Source organism: Acinetobacter sp. V104_13 (assembly GCF_031798995.1).
GTDB classification, from domain to species: Bacteria; Pseudomonadota; Gammaproteobacteria; order Pseudomonadales; family Moraxellaceae; genus Acinetobacter; species Acinetobacter pittii.
Window position 1 is genome coordinate 1 of record NZ_JAVQNP010000026.1, and the last position, 19,684, is coordinate 19,684.

The following is a 19,684-nucleotide window of genomic DNA, read 5'->3' on the forward strand; positions in this document are numbered from 1 at the left end:
AATTAATCAATGAAAATTATTTCGATTAATCAATCAGTAAAAATCCACACAAGTTGTTCTTCAATTCTCTTAATGATCTTCTTCCCGGTTCGTCACCAGCAAGCTAGGTCGGCTATATTACTCTTAATCTCTTAAAAGTCAACAGGTAATTTCGATATTTTTAAAACTCATTCTCAAAACCAACTTATCATCAAATTCATCACTTAAAGCAATCAACCTAATCACAAGTAACTGTTTTTCAACAAGTTTCTATCTGCATCACCGCCGATGGATGTGCATTATAGACCATCTCATCCCCTTTGCAACCCTTTTTTTAAATCAATATCATCAACTGGATACTTTTTAAGCTTTTTAGCATTTTATCTATATTATTTGATCAATTTTACATTGATAATAGGTTATCAATTTTGTATTAAAACATATCTCCACCCAACTGCACATTTAAGTATTAGCCTGGCTGGCGGTTAAGGAATTATATGAATTATTCTAATTTAATTTTACTAAGCGTATTATCTGTAGGTGTTTGTACCTCTCTATATGCTCAAGAAAATACGATAAGTGAATCTTCTGATGCTAGCTCATTAGAAGAAACAGCACCGACTCATACGCGCTCACAAATTATTAAAGATTTAAAAAATATTAAAGTTAAAGATTTAAAAATTAATGCGAATGCAGCACAACCAGATCCTGTAAAAGACCCATTACAATCATTAAATCGTCCAATTTACTCATTTAACGACATGTTGGATCGAAATTTTTTACGCCCAGTTGCTGTGCAATATAGAGAAAAGACTCCAGAAGATGTCCGTGGTTCTTATCGTCAGTTCCGTAAAAATCTTGGAGAACCTTGGAATGCTGTTAACCAGCTTATTCAAGGTCGCCCTGGTCGTGCGGCAAAAACCCTAGGTCGCTTTACAATTAATACATTAACGACTCTTGGTTTAGCTGACCCTGCCAGCCGTTTAGGTTTACCGACTGAAGAAGAGAATTTTGGTGTAACTCTTGGTTACTATGGTGTTCCTTCTGGCCCATTCCTGATGTTGCCTTTTTTCGGGCCAAGTACCTTACGTGATGGTTTTGGTTTAGCAGTAGACGCCCAAGCACGTCCACAGAAATATGTTATGGATGATCAAGAGGGTCTTTATTGGTCAAGTAATATGTTACAAGCGGTTGATACACGCGCTCAATATCTAGACCTAGATCAGACCTTACAAGGTGATCAATATGCCATGATTCGAGATTTATATCTGCAACGTAAAGCATTCCAAATTGCAGAGAAAAAGGGCGACTCAGCTGATGTATCTTTCATTGATGATGACTCAGAAGATACACCAGATGAGAACCAAAACCCTTAAAAGATGAAATCGAGGTATTGCTTGGATTAAGAGTTGGGCAATACCTTGATTTTGATCAAACATACTCTATGATGAATAAAGTGATCATATAAAAGGACTACCATCTCTTCTATGTATTTTATTAAACCGACACGCTCTATCCCTTATTTAGAGCAAGCTTTGGATAAATTGCCAGGCTTACAAGTCATTAACATAGATGATTTAGATTTATATGATCCAACCATCATTGCAATAGCAGATGTACAAGATTTCCTGACATATAAATGGAATTTACCCACCATTGTCATTGCTTTTGAACATGAAGGCAGCGCTTTAGCTCAAGCTTGGGAAGCGGGTGCTCTTGCAGGTTGGGTATGGAATCAACTACCTAACGATTTAAATAGAGCATTATCAAGAATCGATGCCCAATATAAACGTAACCAAGATAGCCGCGATTTACCTTCGGCTGCTGAACTACAAAAAAGACTATTACCTAATCCAATTGATTTATTAAATTATCAAGTCGAAACTTTCTTTCAGCCTTCAGCTTATCTTTCTGGTGATTGGTATGACTACTGGAAATTAAATGATAAGGAAGTTTTATTTTATCTTGCCGATGTTTCAGGACATGGTGTAACTAGTAGTTTATTAACCTCTTGGATGGCAGCTTTCCATGGCCGCTCTAAAACCCCAAGACAATTAATAAAAAAATTAAATGGAATGTTGGTTCAAGAGAATATTGAAAAGCACATTACGATTGTGGTGGGTATTTTAAACCTTGAAACACATACACTTCGTTGGTCAAGTGCTGGGCACTACCCTCCTCCTATCATTTTTGAACCCAATCAAGCTCCAAAAATTCTAACAACAAGTAGCTTCCCATTAGGCTTGACTGATGAACTCGAAGTTGAAGAACATGTTTGTACATTAAATCACCAAGCACGCTTCATTGTTTGCTCAGATGGAGCACTTGAACCTTTTGATGGCGGGTTAAATGATCAGTTCCAACAATTGGTTCATCATTTGCAAAATCAATCATTCCAAGCACCTGATCATGTGGCTGATGACATTGCCATCTTCAGTCTTTGTCGAATGAATTAATTTACGAATCAATTAATTACATAATATACGACTTAAGGACTCTTGAGTCTGCGATGGCACTATGTGATAATTTTTCTATCCTTCTCTGAAAATGGCATTTATATGTCAACAGGTCATGTTGAATATGCAAGTTTAAATGGAACGCATATTTTCAAACTTATTGGTGAAGTGCGAGCCCATTCTTGTATAAGTCTAGACAAACTTTTAAACAGAATTGAACAGCAAGAGAATGTTGTTGGTGCAATCGTTGATTTAACCCAAACAACATTTATTGATAGTACGGTGTTAGGCATCCTAGCTAAGCTAGGTTTAAAGCTTAAACAAATTCATCATATTCAAGCTGTGATGCTATCTACCAATCCAGATATCACAACCTTAGCCAACAGTATGGGGCTAGGGCAGGTTTTTGTCATTTTGAATTACTGTGGCGATCCTAACGTTTGCACATTAACGTTAACTGATGAACAGATCACTCATAATGCAATGCTAAGAACAGTTCTGGATGCACATAAGACATTGATGAAACTCAATGCAAACAATCAGAATATGTTTGAGCCACTTGTGAAGCAGTTACAGAAAGAACAAGATACGCTTGAACAGGTATCAGATAAGCAAAATGCCTGACTTTAAACATTAAGCCGGATTAGAATATGACCCTTATTTCTGTTGCTCAAATGAACTCTCAAGATGATATTGAAAATAATTTTCAAGTCATTGAGTCGTTGATTCAACAAAGTAAGGCGCAAAATGCTAGCCTGATTGTTTTCCCCGAAAACTTTGTATGTTTTGCAGCTGGAAAACAACGCGAAACAGCTGAGCAATTTGAGTCTATTCAACAACGGCTTGAGAAACTAGCACATCAATATCAAATCTGGATTGTGGCCGGTACCTTACCATGTCCATTTCGTCCAGATGGATCTACCATTCAAGATGGTCGAGTCCGGACGGTTAGTCTTTGTATTAGCCCTGAGCGTACAGAAGCACGTTATGACAAGATCCATTTATTTGATGTACAAGTGGGTGATGCTGTCGGTGGTTATCAAGAGTCTCGTTTCTTTGAACCTGGAACAGACGTAGTAGTCACATCTACCCCTTTTGGCAATATTGGCTTAATGGTATGTTATGACTTACGTTTTCCAGAGCTTGCTCTAACTCTGAGACAACAAGGCGCTCATATTCTTACTGCTCCTGCTGCATTTACTTATACAACTGGACAAATGCACTGGCAGCTTTTGCTACAAGCTCGGGCAATGGATAGCCAATGTTATGTTTTAGGCGCAGCACAACAGGGCTGGCATGGTGAAAAACGACAAACCTGGGGACACTCTGGGGCAATAGATAGTCGTGGCCAAATTTTAAGTATGATTGGATATGAAGGGAGTGGTTTAATCACTGTACCCTTTGATTTAACAGCACAAGAACTCGTCCGCTCTTCAATGCCTCTCATGACTCACCGTAAATTGATTCATTATTAAAAGTTTAATTATTCATGTGGAAATACTTATTTAGCATTTTTTGCTTGGGGGCAAATATTCATTGTTATGCAGAGTTTGGTACAACAAACCATTTTGTTTCACCTGCTGCACAGCTCAACTCAGATATTCTTCCAGCAACTCCTAAAAATATCCCCTTGCCCGCTTTTGGCCAAAGAATTATTGGCTGGGGTACAGGCGCAGAAGGTGCAAGACAACGTTTAGAAAATATTCAGCCAGCAGATGTTTCTGTGATTAAAAAACAAGGAACCACGCTTGAAATGATTACTGCATGGCAAGATTTTTATGAACAAGAGCAGCAACGCAATGCAAATAATCCTACTGCGAAGTATCGTGCACGTTTAATGAAAAAAATTGCAGATTTGTGGTAAACACTTTCATCTAGAATATTTTTATCTTATGGAATAGTTGATGTAATTATTCCATTTTTTATATCCCTTAATTTACTTTATTCATAACCTATTCTTATGAACATTTAAGAAACTGAATAGAACGCGATATACTACAAAAGCAATATTAGTTTCTTTGAGGAAGATATGGACCAAGACTGTCAAAACTTAAAGCTTGAGAATCAATTATGTTTCCTCATTTATTCAACGAATTTAGCGCTTAATCAACTCTACAGAAAACTTCTAGCACCTTTGGGCATTACCTATCCCCAATATTTAGTTATGTTAGTGTTGTGGGAACAGGATGAAGTGACTGTTTCCGAAATTGGAGCTAAACTTTTTTTAGAATCATCTACCCTCACTCCTATCTTGAAAAAGTTAGAAGCCTCGCATTTACTTCATCGTACTCGTTCAACTCAAGATGAGAGACAAGTGATTATTACGCTGAGTGATGAAGGAAAAAAATTAAAAGATCAAGCAATCCATATTCCAGCAGGCGTATTAGAAGCAAGTTCGTGTGATATGACAACACTACTCGGCCTTAAAGATCAACTTACTAAACTCCGTACAAACTTAGTCAAATAAACAGCAATTTTTTTAAAAAATATACTTGTCAAAATAATTAAGTCGTGTACGATATATTTGTATTCAATTTATTTTAGGAATAAAAACGATGTCATTAGAAAAAGTTGTTTATCGTGCAAAAGCTAAAGCAACCGGTGGTCGTGATGGCCGTGCGACTTCATCAGACGGTGTATTAGATGTACAGCTTGGTGTACCTAAAGAAATGGGTGGCGCAGGTGGTGCTGTAACAAATCCAGAGCAACTATTCGCAGCTGGTTATTCAGCATGCTTTTTAGGTGCTTTAAAATTTGTTGCAAACCGCGATAAATTTAACATTAGCAAAGACGCTTATGTAGAAGGTGAAGTAGGTATTGGTCCAATTCCTACAGGTTTTAGCATCGAAGTGACTTTAAATGTTTACTTAGTGGGTATGGATCGTGAAGAAGCTGAAAAGTTAGTTGCAGCAGCTCATATTGTTTGCCCATATTCAAATGCAACTCGCAATAATATTGATGTGACGTTTAATATTGTGACTGAATAAGTTTTGATATTTAAAAAATGCCCAAATCAAATCGGGCATTTTTTACATCTTAAATATTATGCTTCACTTGCCTCATTGGTTACGCGAAGCACTTCTTCGAGTGTAGTTTTACCTGTAAGTACTTTGCGCAAACCATCGTCACGAATAGAACCTGAATACTCACGAGCATGATTTTCTAATTCATATTCAGCTGCGTTACCATGAATCAGACGGCGCATGGGTTCATCAACTGGTACGATTTCATAAATCGCTGTACGCCCATTAAAACCTAAATGTGAACAATGATCGCACCCTTTGGCTTCAGGTAACTGCAATAATGGTTCATTATTAATATGTTGAAAAACCTGTTTCTCAAAAGTATCGGCTTCACGCCATGTCATACAATGTGGACATAAAGTACGAACCAAACGTTGAGCAATCACCCCAATTAAAGAGCTTGATAACAAGAAGGGTTCAATCCCCATATCTTTAAGACGAGTAACTGCACCAATAGCTGTATTGGTATGTAGTGTTGATAAAACCAAATGGCCTGTTAAAGATGCTTGAACCGCAATTTCAGCAGTTTCCAGATCACGGATCTCCCCCACCATTACAACATCAGGATCTTGACGTAACATTGCTTTTAAAGCACGAGCAAATGTCATATCCACTTTGGTATTTACTTGAGTTTGACCAATGCCTTCGAGTTGATATTCGATTGGATCTTCAGCAGTTAAGATATTACGGGTATTGTCGTTTAGATCAGACAAGGCTGCGTATAAGGTGGTTGTTTTCCCCGAACCTGTAGGGCCTGTGACCAAAATAATACCGTGGGGACGATGGACTAACTGAGTTAAACGCTCATAGTCATTAGCCATTAAACCCAAGTGAGTCATGTTGAGTCGGCCTGCTTGTTTATCAAGCAAACGCATAACGACCCTTTCCCCATGTGACGATGGCAAAGTTGAAACACGCACATCCACTTCACGGCCAGCAAGACGTAAAGAAATACGTCCATCTTGTGGTACACGTTTTTCAGCAATATCAAGCTTCGCCATAACTTTAATACGCGAAACAAGTAAAGGCGCCAACTCACGGCGTGGTTGTACAATCTCACGTAATTGTCCATCTACACGTAATCGTACAGATAGTTTCTTTTCAAAAGCTTCAATATGAATATCAGAAGCCCCTACTCGAATTGCTTCAGAGAGAAGTGCATTGATCAGACGAACAATAGGTGCGTCATCTTCTTGGTCCATCAAATCTTCTGTTTCGGGAACCTGGTCGGCCAAACTCAATAAGTCCGGATGATCTTCTAAACCAGCTGCAACTTGTTGTGATTCCCCTGTATCACCTGCGTAACTCGTACTTAAGAGCGTATTAAATTCTTGTTCAGTACATAATTGATAATGAGCTGGCTTACCCAAGATGCGTCTTGCTTCCTGTAATGCAATTTTTTCAGTGTTTTGACGTCTAATAATAAATACCTGATCACCGTCATAACGAAATAAAACACCATGACGCTTGGCAAAACTATATGGAACTTGTATTTGTTTCAATATTTGCATCACAATTTATAATGATGAGTAAGATGATTTTGAGTGTACTCTAAGCAGATTACAGCGTGAAGTCTGTTTAACAACTCGGTAGAGGAATTTTGCGTCTTGTTTGAAAATAATGAATATCAGCCTCGCCCCCAGAATTCTTTAAAATGGTGGGGTGAACAGCACTTTGAAATTAACCAGTCCAAAGCATGGCAATTCGGTTCAATGCTCTTTCGTTTAACACGTGGCATAAAAGAATGGCGCATCGAATATTATCGTCCATCTCTCCAAGATGATAATGAACAAGATTGGCACCCAATTGCCGATCCACATTTTGCCTTTCCGCATACGGTTCAAGTAGAACGTTACATGTTTCGAAAGACCAATCCAGAATTTTTACTGATGCCACGTCTGGCAGATCGTTCTGTGGTCATTAAACCTGTTGATCCTATTTACATTCCAGCAGGTCAACGTGGGACTCTATATATCAGCACACCATTATGGATTGCAGGCTTAGTTGAAAGTCAGCATGAACCTTTGTTTGAGATTCCTGTGATTCAGCCTAAAGATACGTGGTTTGGTCCTAATGCGCAGCAAGGAGAAATCTGTTATGCCACTTCCGTGGATGGCCGTACTGATTTGAATCTATTAACACCACGCGCTTTCCGTGCTGTTACTCCAATCGACTTTCACAACACAAGTAATCATCAATTACGCTTTGATCGTATGAATGTGCCAGTTACTGCTCTACCTCTTTTTTATAGTGAAAGTACTGGTCGTTTATGGACTTCTCAAATTAAAGTTTATTATGAGGGTTCTGATCGTCCGGCACGTATTCGTATTGAAAACCGTACGCCCCCGCTTGCTGGTGAAGTGACCTATGTTCACCCACCACGTTCACCTGGTGGAGCATTATTCAATATGTTTGATTCATTCTTTTAAGAGGTTTATATGGCTGATTCAAATATTCCAAAAGATATCGCTGATAGCCTCAAAAGCATATTTACCAATATCAATACCGAACGTATTAGTGAAATTTTAGTCGCTGTTGTACTGTGTTTCATTGGCTTTGTTCTTGCTCGTATTATTTCGAATACGTTTATTAGAACCATTGGCTCACGTTTTAATGCTCACCAACGCCTTGTATGGCGCCGTGGTATTTTTTATTTTATTTTTTTACTCTTCATCATGACGAGTTTGAAAGAAGCTGGGTTCAAACTTAGTGTATTCCTCGGTGCAGCAGGGATTTTAACTGTAGCACTCGGTTTTGCATCGCAAACATCTGCCAGTAACTTGATTAGTGGTTTATTTTTGATTGGTGAAGGTTCATTTGAAGTCGGTGATACGATCCAAATTACTCTCATTCGTGGTAATACAATTGAAGGTGAAGTCATCTCAATTGATTTGCTTTCGGTAAAATTACTTACACTCGACAATGTCTATATTCGTTTACCGAACGAACAACTCATTCGTGCGCCTGTACACAACTTATCTAAATATCCGATACGACGTATTCCAATTACTTTAGCAATTAACTTTCACGAAGATATTATTAAAGTACGTGAAGTTCTACTGAATGTAGCAGCTCATTATCCACTTGTACTGGATGATCCCAAACCTGCGGTTACGGTTACCGCATTCAGGGAATCATCAATTGAGCTTTTATTCACGATGTGGTGTCGACAAGAGAACTCTTTAAAAGTTCGGGATGAAATGCAAGAACGAATCCGAAATGGATTCTTAGATAACCGAATTGAAATTCCTGTTCCTAAAATGGGCTTGATTGATCGACCGTCTACCGGTTTTGCTGAAGACGATATCGATCAATATAGCAATCAAAAAGAATTAAAACGAGAGCCTAAAGCTTAGGCTCTTGATTCTTCTGTGCGTTAGATGACGGGGGTAATGGCGCAAGATAAGCAATAATTAACATTACTCCACCTGCTCCAATAAACGAAATGACTCGAGTTAATGTCGCACTTTGTGATAGATCAAGCAAAATCAACTTTAATACCACAATACCTAAAAGTGCAGCACCTACAAACCAAAGTTGACGAATCATTTTACGGCTTGAGAATGTAGTTAATACAAATGCCAAAATAACCCAAAGTAATGTCAAACTTAACTGCACTTCACCATTCGTCCAAATTGCTAAGCTCCATAGTGGTGTTCCCCAGTAATGATGTAAGCCCCTAACAACCACACTACTGAATACCAACAACCCAGCTAAAATTGTTGTAATTTTAAAAGTCCACTCCAGTGATTTATCTTGATCAAAAGCATGTTGATAAATAATAAAGAGCAGACCTGCAAATACTACAATAGAAAGAAAATCAGTTAAGTTAAATAAAGGAACAAAATAAAGGTACTCAGCAGAGTGGCGATCAACGCTCACAACTAGCAACCAAATTAAGCTTAAACACCAAACCGGAATTTGATGCAACAATGCAGTTTTATGAGCCTTATACGCCCAAAGCGAATAAACTACAGGGATAAAAGCCAGAGCAACAACTGGCATTTTTGGAAAGATCGCCAAACCAACTACTGCTAACGCCAACCAGCTTAAACCAGCCCAGACATTTAAGTACCCAGACTCATCCGACTGCGGTTGAGCCATAATAAATAAGCTGCCAAGAATAATGGTAGCGACTAAGAAAGTAGTTTGTTGTAATGAGTCTACCCATTTAAACAACGTAAACATTTGACTCGCAAACGCTTCACCCAAAACTAACAACAGTAACAGGCTAATTAAAATTAACTGCAAACTTTGCCATTGCACACGAAGTTTATAGTGAACAACTGCGCTAAATATTGCGATTAGAACTACAGCGAACATCAAATATGGACTCAAAGCATGATGATGCCATGCCATGATTTCTACACCAGCTACAGCACCCGCATACATTCCTAAACACAAGAAAATGCCACTAAACATGCTTGCGCTAAAATAGCGTTGCTCTTTACTGTTGTATTGCAATAAATAAAAGGCAGAAATAAATTGGGCAATTGCATAGATGCTTGTGCTTAGCGTTGGGAACTCTTCATTTGCCCACACCTGATAAAACAGTGCAATAGAGCTAAGTAAAACTAAAACTACACCAATATATCGGCTTAAACGGTAGCGCTCAGTTACTCCCCACACAATTAAAGCCGTACCTTGAGCAACCCAACCAATTGCTGTCCAATGTGCTCCTTTTGCAAGCGGGAAAATTAAGGCAAAAAACGCAACCGCGAGAATGAAAAAGCTTTTTGCAAGGACCGAAAGCTGTGGATGAGTTTTTTTAATCCAGAAAGTTAATACTGCATAGGTACCTGCCAAGACGGCTGCACCAATCGTCAATGCTTGTGTAGACTCATGTACTAAGTAGGCATGAAGGGTAAAGCCCAGTACTGGCACACTAAAAATAAGACCAACATCTAAGAGCGGAGGTAAACGAATCCCTTCTTGTTTTTCACTTGCTGACGTCCGAGATATATTTTGGCTATAACGAACACTAAGCCAAATAAACAGTGCGATATGGCACCACAAAATCCAGTCTAATGTATTAAATTTTGCGGGTTCTGCATAAAATGCGATTGCACTACCACCAATAAACATTGTGGCAAAAAAAGCTATTTGATTTAAGATTTTCCAAGGCTGAATAAAATTAACCGCAGCAACTGCTAAGTTAATTACTAAGTAGTAGCTAAATAAGAAAGTTACATCAGGGCGATATTGCGGAATAACTAAAGGAGCCGCATAAGCCATACCAAGTGCTAATATTGCCAAATAAATAGCTTTTTGTTTTAAGCTCAGGAATACCGTAATAGCTAATAAAATCGTAAACAGAATACTCGCTGTAGTTAGGTTGGCAATTACACCAAAATGATGTGAGAACACAAGTGTCAGGAATACAACAGCCAGCCCGACACCTTGCAATGCCACAGCAAAAAGCTGATTTTTCTTTTGCAATGTATACCCAAATGCCGTTAACACACCTCCAGCAATCGCAATAAATCCAAGTTTCACACCTAAACTAAGTTGCCAATGCTCGCTTGCAAAACGTAATAGCAACACGACCCCAACCATAAGCACAGCAACAGCAACTCTTAAGATTGGATTACCATGAATCATCCAATCTACGGCTGGTTGCCACCATGCGGTCTGAACATGTGCTGATTGTTCTGTTTGATTTAAAGGTGCCGTTCCCGCTGGGACTAGCGTGTCTGTATTATTGGAACTAACTTGTTCTATTACAGGATTTATAACTTCTGTTTGTATGGTCTCATTTACATGAACAGTTTGTTTTGCTGACTCGAGGTATAATAGTCGAGTATGAAATGCACTGATGGTTTGAATCAAACATAGCAATAAAACCAGTAAAGCCCCACCAGCAATCCACATCCAATGATTGATATAAGCAACTAATGCAACCAAGGCTGCTGCATAAATCACTGTTCTTTGCATGTGAATAGAATAAAGTGGCGTTTTCTGCCGAGAAAACTGCTGTTCTAAATGAGTTAAACGCTCATGCAGATTTGACAGTAATTGAACTAGAATGACAGTAAGTGCAATAGATAAAGCAATAACAGCACTCTGAAATTTAAAACCAATTGAAATGGCTAAAAACAAAGTCAAAGCGATCAAAACAATGATCATTCCCTGTTTGTCTTTTTTATACATGGGCTTAGCAATATGACACCTTCATTACAGGTCATCTTACTTCAAGCCAATACAAGCGTATATTTATACATACAAAATACTGCAAAAATCATAAACCTGCATTCATAGCCGTTTTCACGTAAAATACTCGTAATTCAGATTAAGGAATTGTTCAATGCCACCATTTGTCTTGGTTGATGGGTCCTATTTTTTATTTCGTGCATATCATGCATTACCACCATTGACGACCTCTACAGGGTTACATACCAATGCAATACGTGGGGCAATTTCTGCCATTCAAAAATTAATGCGCCGTATGCAACCGACACATATGGCCGTCATTTTTGATACGCCTGAACCAACTTTTCGTCACAAGCTTTCACCTATTTATAAAGGTGATCGCCCAACCATGCCGGAAGAGTTATCTCAACAGATTCCATATTTGCATGCATTGATTAAAGCTCAAGGGATTCCTTTATATAGTCTTCCAGGTGCAGAGGCAGATGACATTATCGGTACACTCGCTAAACGCGCCGTACTCGAAGGCCATCATGTACTTATCTCAACTGGAGATAAAGACATGGCTCAGCTCGTCAATGATCATGTAAAACTTGAAGATAGCTTTAAAGATCGCGTCATGGATACCGACGGGGTATTTGAAAAATTTGGTGTTTGGCCAAATCAAATTATCGATTACTTAACCCTTATGGGCGATGCGTCTGATGGCATCATGGGTGTACCTGGCGTAGGTGCAAAAACAGCAGCTAAGTTACTAACTGAATATGGCACTTTAGACAATATTATTGCCAATGCAGACCAACTTAAAGGCAAACTTAGCCAAAATATTAAAGATAACTTAGACAATATTAAGCTTGACCACCAGTTAGCTAGCATTGTCTGTGATCTTCCTTTAGAACTCGATTGGCATGAGTTAAAGCTTACTGATCCAAATGTAGAGACTTTACGTAATCTTTATACTGAGCTTGAGTTTAGAAATCAGTTACAGTCACTTGATCATCCAAACAATCCAAACAGTTCTATTTATAAACAACAAGCTTCACAGACTATTGTTCAAAATGAAGTTAAACCTACTGAATCTATAGAAACCGAAGATCAAGCAAGCTTAACTAGTCAAGATGACCAGCTTGGAACTGCAAATTATCACACTGTTTTAACCCAAGAAGCATGGGATCAGCTCTGGCAACGCATGCAAAATGCCGATCATTTTGCTATTGATACAGAAACTACAAGCCTTGATTACCGTATTGCAGAGATGGTTGGTTTTTCAATCGCATTTGATGCGAAAGATGCCTACTATGTTCCATTAGCGCATAATTATGAAAATGCGCCGCAGCAATTAGATCGTGATCAAATTCTGGTTCAAATTAAGCCTGTGCTAGAAAATGAAGCAGTTAGAAAAATTGGGCATCACCTTAAATATGATGCCCATATCTTTGCCAATCATGGCATAGAACTTAAAGGCTGGTATTTCGATAGCATGCTTGCATCTTATGTATTGAATGCAGCAGCCACTCGTCACGGCATGGATGACGTAGCTCGTGTCTACTTAAGCCACTTAACCACCACTTTTGAACAAATTGCTGGTAAGGGTGCTAAACAAAAGACTTTCAATCAAATTGAGATTGAAGTTGCTGCTCACTATGCTGCAGAAGATGCTCATGTGACTTATCGTTTATATGAAGTGCTTTCAAACAAACTTAAGCCATTCCCTGAGCTAGAAAATATTTTATATAACATCGAAATGCCAGTTGCCCGTATTTTATCGGGTATGGAAGAAGATGGAATTCGTCTAGATCATGCCTTCTTAGATAAATTAAGCGTTGAATTTGCAAAAACAATGGAAGGGCTTGAAAATCAGGCGATGGAAATTGCAGATGAAACTTTTAATATTGCATCTCCTAAACAAGTAGGTGAAATCCTATTTGATAAATTAGGAATCAAAGGCGGTAAAAAAACTGCAACTGGACAATACAGCACCAGTGAAAGTGTTTTAGAAAAAATTGAACATCCTTTAGCGGAAATTATTCTAGAGCATCGCGGTTTAGCAAAGCTAAAAAGTACCTATACTGATCGTCTAGTTGAGCAATCTCATAACGACACGCATCGTGTACATACAAGTTATCACCAAGCACTTACAGCAACAGGTCGCCTCTCCTCTTCAGATCCTAACTTACAAAATATTCCAATTCGTAGACAAATTGGGCGCCAAATTCGTAAAGCATTCATTGCGCCAGAAGGTCGAGTATTATTGGCTGCCGATTACTCGCAAATTGAATTACGTTTAATGGCTCATTTTTCTCAAGATGATGCTTTAGTACATGCGTTCCAGCACGGACAAGATGTTCACCGCCGTACTGCTGCAGAAGTATTGGGTATTGCTATCGAAGATGTGACCAATGACCAACGCCGTCAAGCGAAAGCAGTTAACTTTGGCCTACTTTATGGTATGTCTGAGTTTGGTTTGATTCGTCAATTAGGCTTTACACGTCAAGAATCGCAAAACTATATTAAGCAATATTTCCAACGCTATCCTGGCATCTATGAATATATGCAACGCACACGTCAAGTTGCATCAGAGCAAGGTTTTGTTGAAACTATTTTAGGTCGTCGTCTTTATACACCAGATATTGATGCACGAAATGTAATGGTACGTAAGGCTGCCGAACGTGCTGCAATTAATGCACCGTTACAAGGTAGTGCCGCTGATATCATTAAACTCGCAATGATTGAAGTCGATAAAATCTTACCAAAAGATCAAGCCAAGTTACTTCTTCAAGTACACGATGAATTAGTATTTGAAGCAGATCAAAACATTGCCGAGGAGCTCTCTAAGCAAATCGCGACTGTCATGGAATCTGTAGTAAAAATTTCTGTGCCTTTAGTTATTGAAGTTGGGCAAGGCCAAAACTGGGATGATGCCCATTAAGTAGAAATAAAAAAAGGGCTGTATTAACAGCCCTTTTTTATTGCGTTAACTTAAAGTCCTGTTAAAAGAACTTTTGCAACTTCATTCATTAAGATCTCGGCAATATAAAGCGCCAAAAACGCCAAAATTGGAGATAAGTCAATCATTCCCATATTAGGCAATAAACGACGGAATGGTGCGAGTAATGGTTCAGCTAAATCTTGAATCACTTCAATATAAGGTGAACGCGATTGAGTGAACATAACCACCCAACTCAAAATAATTGTCGCGAAAATTAAATAACGGCAGAAACGGATCAGGTCCTGAATCATCGTCACAAATGTCAGAATCACTAAGTGAACCGGACTATTTGGCATAGAACCAGAAAGATACATCACGCCAAAAATTTTCAGCAAATATAAAATAATTAAAAGAACCAACGCAGCCAAATTAAATCGGCCTTTTGCGACCGTCGGAAAAATTCGGCCAAAAATATCAACAATTTTAGTCGCCTTTACGGTCGATAAAACCACAGGATTATAAGGACTTACTGCCGCCAATTGCATTAAAAAACGGAAAAAGACCAATAAAATCGCGACATTAATTAAAATTCCAAAAATTAGCGCAGAATTTGCACCCATAGTTGTCTTATCCTATTTAAGCTATTTCGCACTGTCACTCAATTCTTGAGCCAATTCTTGACTACGCTTCTGTGCAGCAGCCAATGCAGATTGAATATTTTGGGAGATTTGTGCACGGTCAAAAACTTCAAGTGCAGCTTGAGTTGTGCCATTTGGCGATGTCACATTCTTACGAAGTTCAGAAGGAGTATTTGAACTCGTAATTGCCATTTGAGCTGCACCTAATGCCGTTTGAAGAGTCAACGCAGTTGCAACTTTTTCATCAAGTCCTAAATTTTTACCCGCACGGATCATACTTTCCATGAGATAGAAGAAATATGCAGGACCTGAGCCAGAAACCGCTGTTACCGCATCAATTTGAGCTTCGGAGTTTACCCAAATTGTTAAGCCTGTGGCTGCTAAAATCTGACTTGTTAATTCACGATCCGAAGAACCTACTACATCATTTGCATAGATACCATGTGCACCCGTCTGAACTAGAGCTGGCGTATTTGGCATAACTCGAACAATTCGATTGCTATCAATTAAGTTTGATATCGTTTGGATTTCAGCACCAGCAATAATTGAAATAACCAATTTATCTGATAACAGTCCTTTTAAAGGACGTAAAACAGTCGCCAAAACTTGTGGTTTTACTGCCAGTACAACGACATCAGCATTTTTAATTGCAGCTACATTATCTTGTGTCACATGGACTTCTTTTTCTTGCAATAATTGGCGGATTTGCTCAACAGGATCTGAAACGGTAATACGTGTTGGCGGTAAACCTCTTGAAATGAGCCCACCAATCAAAGCTTGGGCCATATTACCACCACCAATAAAACAGATATTACTATTTACTGCACTTGTCATAACCATCTTCGCCATTTACCAGATTACAAGAATAAGAAATTAAATCTGGTTGCCATCCTCCTTGCTCACAATACGGAGACTGAGCCAACCAAAATCCTTTCGGTGTAAAAACCCCAAGCATAACATTATCTATGACTAATATTTGAATTGTATGACGAAGCCAAGGCAAAATATGTGCTTCTTGAATTGCTTTTTTTAATGGCCATTGTCCAACACGACCATATAAATGGACCTTTTCACCACCTTGGCGTCGAATAATTTTTAATTTTTTATTTAATAAAGATGCAGACAAACCCATATTTTTTTGAGTAATTTGAAAATTTCCTGAAGCGCAATCCACTACTTCCCCTAGTTGAAAATGATGCTCTGTCTCGGTTTCAACTGGGTTTAATTTTTCAGCAAGAAAAACTTGTCGACTCAACCTATAAAGATGATGTTGATAACGAACATAATAAAACTGGTTCCAGTGTAATGCCGCTTGTGCATCAGACTTCGAATTAATTACTTCATTTTTTAACCGCTCAACCATTTCAAATGCAGGTCGGTATTGCCCATCACCTTTCATCCAAACTGAAAGCAATTGGCGCTGTCGAGCAGAAGATAGTTTTAATAGCCGAGTTAAATCCAAACATTCGTCCGTACCACAATTTTGCAAATCAACTTTTAAAACTTCTTCTAAAATTTCAGAAGCATCTTGCATCAAATAGCTAGTACGACTAAGAGCTTGCTGCATTTTTGGAAATCGGTTTTGTAAGAAGGGCCAAAGTTCTTCACGCGACCATGCCCGATCATAATGGATATCGTAATTTGTAGGATCATCTACATACTCAATCTCAAGTTGAGTAGTCCACTCGGCAATCTGCTCACGGGTTAAATCCAAAAAAGGGCGCCAAATTGTCATATCAACACGATGATCAATAGACTGCATAGCAGCAAGCCCATCAACACCTGCACCCGACAATAAACGCAATATTACCGTTTCAGCCTGATCTTGCTGATGATGAGCGAGCACTAAAATTTCATTGGCTTGCAAATGTTGTAGATAAGCGTGATAACGCGCCTGACGTGCTTGAGCTTCCAAATTACCGTCAGTAACTTGAACTTTTTGAATGGTATAAGGAATATTTAAATGAGTCGCTTGTTTAGCAACGAGTTCGCCCCACTCTGCGCTTTTTGATTGCAGTTGATGATCTATGTAAATTATTCGGATCTTATGAGGGAAAATTTGAGACATCAAATGTAGTAGCAGCATTGAATCCATGCCACCACTACATCCAATAAGAAAAGTACTATTTTCTGAAAACTCTTGAGCCTGTTTTAAGACGCAATGCCTAAATTTTCGCTGCCAAACTTCATTAAACGTTGATAACGTGCTTCGCATCGTTCATTTGCATCCATTGGTAGCAACTCATCCAAAGCTTGCTTCAAAACTACTTTTAGGTTTTGCATGACTTGCTCAGGGTCTAAATGAGCCCCTTCGCCTTCATCTACTACATATTCAACAATACCTAGAGATTGTAATTTATCTGCTGTCAAACCTAAAGCTTCACTTGCTTGAGCCGCTTTTTCAGCAGTTTTCCATAAAATAGATGCACAGCCTTCTGGTGAAATCACAGAATAAATACTATGCGACAACATAATTACTCGGTCAGCAACACCAATACCTAAAGCACCACCAGAACCGCCTTCACCAAGTACTGTTGCTACAACAGGAACTTTCAAACTTGAAAGTTGAGCAAGGCTAGTTGCAATTGCTTCAGCTTGTCCACGCTCTTCAGCACCAACACCTGGGTAAGCACCCATAGTATCAATAAATGTGAAGACCGGAAGGTTAAAGCGCTCTGCCATATCTAATAGGCGTTGAGATTTACGGTAACCTTCTGGGTTAGCCATACCGAAGTTGTGCTTTAATTTTTCACGGGTACTACGACCACGGTGTTGGCCAATAACCATCACAGGCTGACCATCAAAACGAGCAAGACCACCTACCATCGCACCATCGTCACCAAACAAACGATCACCATGCAAGGCATCAAACTCTGTAAAGATTTCACCGACATAATCTAGAAACTGCGGACGATCAGGATGACGTGCAATTTGAACCGTTGTCCACGCTTTGGACTGAGTAGCTTTTTTCATAGGTCGAATATTATCCCTTTAATCGATAAATTTTTCCGACTGAATATTCAATTCAATGTCCCAATGCTTAAACTGCTCTTGCTCATCATGCAAGTCGGCAACTAACAATGGCCATTGTTTGGCATCACCAGAAACACTAAGTTGCCATTGTTGATCATTTATGATGGTCAGTTCAATGGCAGGAAGCATCTGATCACTTCGACTATGGTTGAGTAAAACTGCTAGGCGAAGTAATAAACATAGATAAAGTAATTTATTACCGCCAGCCTTCAAAATTTCATTTTTTACATCATTTCGCAATTTACGACGGTGGTGAGCAACCAAATGTGAAAGGTGATTTTGATCAATTTGTGAGAAGCCCGGAATATCAGAATGCTGCAATAAATAAGCACCATGACGGTGATACCCACCATGACTAATCGCTAAACCAATTTCATGCAAATAGGCAGCTCGACGCAGTAAGTCACTGTCTTCACTCGTTAAATTAAGAGGTTCTGCAACACCATCAAATAATTGCTGTGCTGTATTTACAACTCTTTCTGCTTGTTTTGGATCTGCGTTATAACGCCCCATTAAGGCCTGTACACTACGATCACGGATATCTTCATGTTTAAAACGACCTAACAGGTCATACATGACTCCTTCACGTAATGCACCATCAGAATATGCCAAACGATCAATTTCTAAAACTTCGAAAACTGCGTACAAAATTGCCAATCCGGCTGGCAAAACTGCTCGTCGGTCTTCTCTTAACCCTTCAAAATCAATTTCAGAAATATTTTTAAACTTAAGTAATTTATCTTTAAGTTTATATAAGCCTTCTCGAGTGACGTTTTCTTGCTCGTCACTCAAGCCCATATTCACCATAATTTGGCGGCAAGCTTTAATCGTTCCACTAGAACCAACGACAGTATCCCAACCTTCCATTTTATATGTTGTTGCAATAGCTGAAAGTTCTTTACGGGCAGCAACTACTGCTTTATCAAAGGCTTTTTGTGTGATTTCGCCATCGGCAAAGTAGGCTTTTGTATAAGCCACACATCCCATTTGCAATGACTCTGTATAAATAGGCTCAAACTCTTCACCAATAATGAACTCAGTAGAACCACCACCAATATCTACAACTAAACGTCGACCACCATTTGCCATGGTATGCGATACGCCAAGATAAATCAGACGCGCTTCTTCTCGCCCAGCAATAATTTCAATAGGTTTAGGCAAAATTTCTGCTGCTTTTTGGATAAATTCATGACCATTTTTTGCCTGACGCAAGGCATTGGTCGCCACAATTCTTAAACGATTTGGTTGAACAGAACTTAATCTTCCAACAAAACGAGCCAAGCAGGCTAAGCCTCGTTGCTGAGCGGCTTCTGTTAGGTTTTTATTCTCATCTAAACCAGCTGCAAGCTGTACTTTTTCTGACATCGAAGCAACTTTTTTAACTTCGCCATGGTCTACCCGTGCAATTGCAAGGTGAAAACTGTTCGACCCCATATCAATGGCGGCAAGTAATTCTTCATCAATCAGAAAATCAGACAT

Annotated in this window: 17 protein-coding genes; 10 read left to right on the forward strand and 7 right to left on the reverse strand. The window is 38.9% G+C overall.

The window, feature by feature from the left end; genetic code table 11:
* Positions 1-476: 476 nt before the first annotated feature.
* The 7 genes from RMB06_RS11385 (at position 477) to RMB06_RS11415 (ending at position 5,422) form a co-directional block, all read left to right on the forward strand.
* A complete protein-coding gene (locus RMB06_RS11385) occupies positions 477-1,355 on the forward strand; it encodes a VacJ family lipoprotein (RefSeq protein ID WP_016803114.1) in 879 nt (292 codons plus the stop codon).
* 111 nt (positions 1,356-1,466) lie between these two features.
* Positions 1,467-2,435, forward strand: a complete 969-nt coding sequence (gigA, locus tag RMB06_RS11390; protein WP_311079549.1) for an RsbU family protein phosphatase GigA — start codon at positions 1,467-1,469, stop codon at positions 2,433-2,435.
* 102 nt (positions 2,436-2,537) lie between these two features.
* On the forward strand, positions 2,538-3,059 hold the full coding sequence (gene gigB, locus RMB06_RS11395; protein WP_311079550.1) for an anti-anti-sigma factor GigB: 522 nt from the start codon (positions 2,538-2,540) through the stop codon (positions 3,057-3,059).
* A gap of 26 nt (positions 3,060-3,085) precedes the next feature.
* The gene (locus RMB06_RS11400; RefSeq protein ID WP_311079551.1) at positions 3,086-3,910 is read left to right on the forward strand and encodes a carbon-nitrogen hydrolase family protein; all 825 of its coding nucleotides are present in this window, start codon (positions 3,086-3,088) and stop codon (positions 3,908-3,910) included.
* 14 nt (positions 3,911-3,924) lie between these two features.
* Positions 3,925-4,299 (forward strand): DUF4951 domain-containing protein, encoded by a 375-nt coding sequence (locus RMB06_RS11405; protein ID WP_005804300.1) that lies wholly within the window; start codon positions 3,925-3,927, stop codon positions 4,297-4,299.
* Positions 4,300-4,464: 165 nt separating this feature from the next.
* On the forward strand, positions 4,465-4,902 hold the full coding sequence (locus RMB06_RS11410) for a MarR family winged helix-turn-helix transcriptional regulator (RefSeq protein ID WP_016803111.1): 438 nt from the start codon (positions 4,465-4,467) through the stop codon (positions 4,900-4,902).
* Positions 4,903-4,990: 88 nt separating this feature from the next.
* The gene (locus RMB06_RS11415) at positions 4,991-5,422 is read left to right on the forward strand and encodes an organic hydroperoxide resistance protein (RefSeq protein ID WP_002117290.1); all 432 of its coding nucleotides are present in this window, start codon (positions 4,991-4,993) and stop codon (positions 5,420-5,422) included.
* Positions 5,423-5,478: 56 nt separating this feature from the next.
* Here the strand turns inward: RMB06_RS11415 and gspE are convergent, their stop codons facing one another.
* Positions 5,479-6,969 carry a type II secretion system ATPase GspE gene (gene gspE, locus RMB06_RS11420; protein ID WP_005066314.1) on the reverse strand — a complete coding sequence of 497 codons (1,491 nt, stop codon included), beginning with the start codon at positions 6,967-6,969 and terminating at the stop codon, positions 5,479-5,481.
* Positions 6,970-7,065: 96 nt separating this feature from the next.
* On the opposite strand from gspE, the gene RMB06_RS11425 reads away from it, so the two are divergent.
* Positions 7,066-7,887, forward strand: a complete 822-nt coding sequence (locus tag RMB06_RS11425; protein WP_002117309.1) for a hypothetical protein — start codon at positions 7,066-7,068, stop codon at positions 7,885-7,887.
* A gap of 9 nt (positions 7,888-7,896) precedes the next feature.
* Positions 7,897-8,814 carry a mechanosensitive ion channel family protein gene (locus RMB06_RS11430; RefSeq protein WP_005066312.1) on the forward strand — a complete coding sequence of 306 codons (918 nt, stop codon included), beginning with the start codon at positions 7,897-7,899 and terminating at the stop codon, positions 8,812-8,814.
* Here RMB06_RS11430 and RMB06_RS11435 read toward each other — a convergent pair.
* On the reverse strand, positions 8,804-11,608 hold the full coding sequence (locus tag RMB06_RS11435) for a DUF2339 domain-containing protein (RefSeq protein WP_262451838.1): 2,805 nt from the start codon (positions 11,606-11,608) through the stop codon (positions 8,804-8,806). The two genes, RMB06_RS11430 and RMB06_RS11435, sit on opposite strands and share 11 nt — an antisense overlap.
* Positions 11,609-11,762: 154 nt before the next feature.
* On the opposite strand from RMB06_RS11435, the gene polA reads away from it, so the two are divergent.
* Entirely contained in the window at positions 11,763-14,534 is a 2,772-nt protein-coding gene (gene polA / locus RMB06_RS11440; RefSeq protein ID WP_311079553.1) for a DNA polymerase I, read from the forward strand.
* 50 nt (positions 14,535-14,584) lie between these two features.
* Here polA and RMB06_RS11445 read toward each other — a convergent pair whose 3' ends face one another.
* From RMB06_RS11445 to ppx, 5 genes are read right to left on the reverse strand one after another with little or no spacing between them, the layout of a single operon-like run.
* The gene (locus RMB06_RS11445) at positions 14,585-15,154 is read right to left on the reverse strand and encodes a YggT family protein (protein ID WP_000501183.1); all 570 of its coding nucleotides are present in this window, start codon (positions 15,152-15,154) and stop codon (positions 14,585-14,587) included.
* 21 nt (positions 15,155-15,175) lie between these two features.
* Complete coding sequence (gene proC / locus RMB06_RS11450) at positions 15,176-16,012, reverse strand: pyrroline-5-carboxylate reductase (protein WP_080591745.1); 837 nt, start codon at positions 16,010-16,012, stop codon at positions 15,176-15,178.
* The gene (gene tilS / locus RMB06_RS11455; protein ID WP_262451842.1) at positions 15,987-17,387 is read right to left on the reverse strand and encodes a tRNA lysidine(34) synthetase TilS; all 1,401 of its coding nucleotides are present in this window, start codon (positions 17,385-17,387) and stop codon (positions 15,987-15,989) included. Before tilS ends, proC begins: the two co-directional genes overlap by 26 nt.
* Complete coding sequence (locus tag RMB06_RS11460) at positions 17,324-18,145, reverse strand: acetyl-CoA carboxylase carboxyltransferase subunit alpha (protein WP_005066304.1); 822 nt, start codon at positions 18,143-18,145, stop codon at positions 17,324-17,326. The genes tilS and RMB06_RS11460 overlap by 64 nt, the downstream gene beginning before the upstream one ends.
* Positions 18,146-18,163: 18 nt before the next feature.
* A complete protein-coding gene (gene ppx, locus RMB06_RS11465; RefSeq protein WP_032005308.1) occupies positions 18,164-19,684 on the reverse strand; it encodes an exopolyphosphatase in 1,521 nt (506 codons plus the stop codon).

What these genes read in the sequence shown, in the direction of transcription:
- RMB06_RS11430 (WP_005066312.1), top strand. Translation starts at nt 7,897, where the DNA reads ATGGCTGATTCAAATATTCCAAAAGATATCGCTGATAGCCTCAAAAGC.
- RMB06_RS11460 (WP_005066304.1), bottom strand. Translation starts at nt 18,145, where the DNA reads ATGAAAAAAGCTACTCAGTCCAAAGCGTGGACAACGGTTCAAATTGCA.
- RMB06_RS11400 (WP_311079551.1), top strand. Translation starts at nt 3,086, where the DNA reads ATGACCCTTATTTCTGTTGCTCAAATGAACTCTCAAGATGATATTGAA.
- gigB (WP_311079550.1), top strand. Translation starts at nt 2,538, where the DNA reads ATGTCAACAGGTCATGTTGAATATGCAAGTTTAAATGGAACGCATATT.
- ppx (WP_032005308.1), bottom strand. Translation starts at nt 19,684, where the DNA reads ATGTCTGATTTTCTGATTGATGAAGAATTACTTGCCGCCATTGATATG.
- polA (WP_311079553.1), top strand. Translation starts at nt 11,763, where the DNA reads ATGCCACCATTTGTCTTGGTTGATGGGTCCTATTTTTTATTTCGTGCA.
- gigA (WP_311079549.1), top strand. Translation starts at nt 1,467, where the DNA reads ATGTATTTTATTAAACCGACACGCTCTATCCCTTATTTAGAGCAAGCT.
- RMB06_RS11405 (WP_005804300.1), top strand. Translation starts at nt 3,925, where the DNA reads ATGTGGAAATACTTATTTAGCATTTTTTGCTTGGGGGCAAATATTCAT.
- RMB06_RS11385 (WP_016803114.1), top strand. Translation starts at nt 477, where the DNA reads ATGAATTATTCTAATTTAATTTTACTAAGCGTATTATCTGTAGGTGTT.
- RMB06_RS11435 (WP_262451838.1), bottom strand. Translation starts at nt 11,608, where the DNA reads ATGTATAAAAAAGACAAACAGGGAATGATCATTGTTTTGATCGCTTTG.
- RMB06_RS11410 (WP_016803111.1), top strand. Translation starts at nt 4,465, where the DNA reads ATGGACCAAGACTGTCAAAACTTAAAGCTTGAGAATCAATTATGTTTC.
- proC (WP_080591745.1), bottom strand. Translation starts at nt 16,012, where the DNA reads ATGGTTATGACAAGTGCAGTAAATAGTAATATCTGTTTTATTGGTGGT.
- RMB06_RS11415 (WP_002117290.1), top strand. Translation starts at nt 4,991, where the DNA reads ATGTCATTAGAAAAAGTTGTTTATCGTGCAAAAGCTAAAGCAACCGGT.
- RMB06_RS11445 (WP_000501183.1), bottom strand. Translation starts at nt 15,154, where the DNA reads ATGGGTGCAAATTCTGCGCTAATTTTTGGAATTTTAATTAATGTCGCG.
- gspE (WP_005066314.1), bottom strand. Translation starts at nt 6,969, where the DNA reads ATGCAAATATTGAAACAAATACAAGTTCCATATAGTTTTGCCAAGCGT.
- tilS (WP_262451842.1), bottom strand. Translation starts at nt 17,387, where the DNA reads ATGCGAAGCACGTTATCAACGTTTAATGAAGTTTGGCAGCGAAAATTT.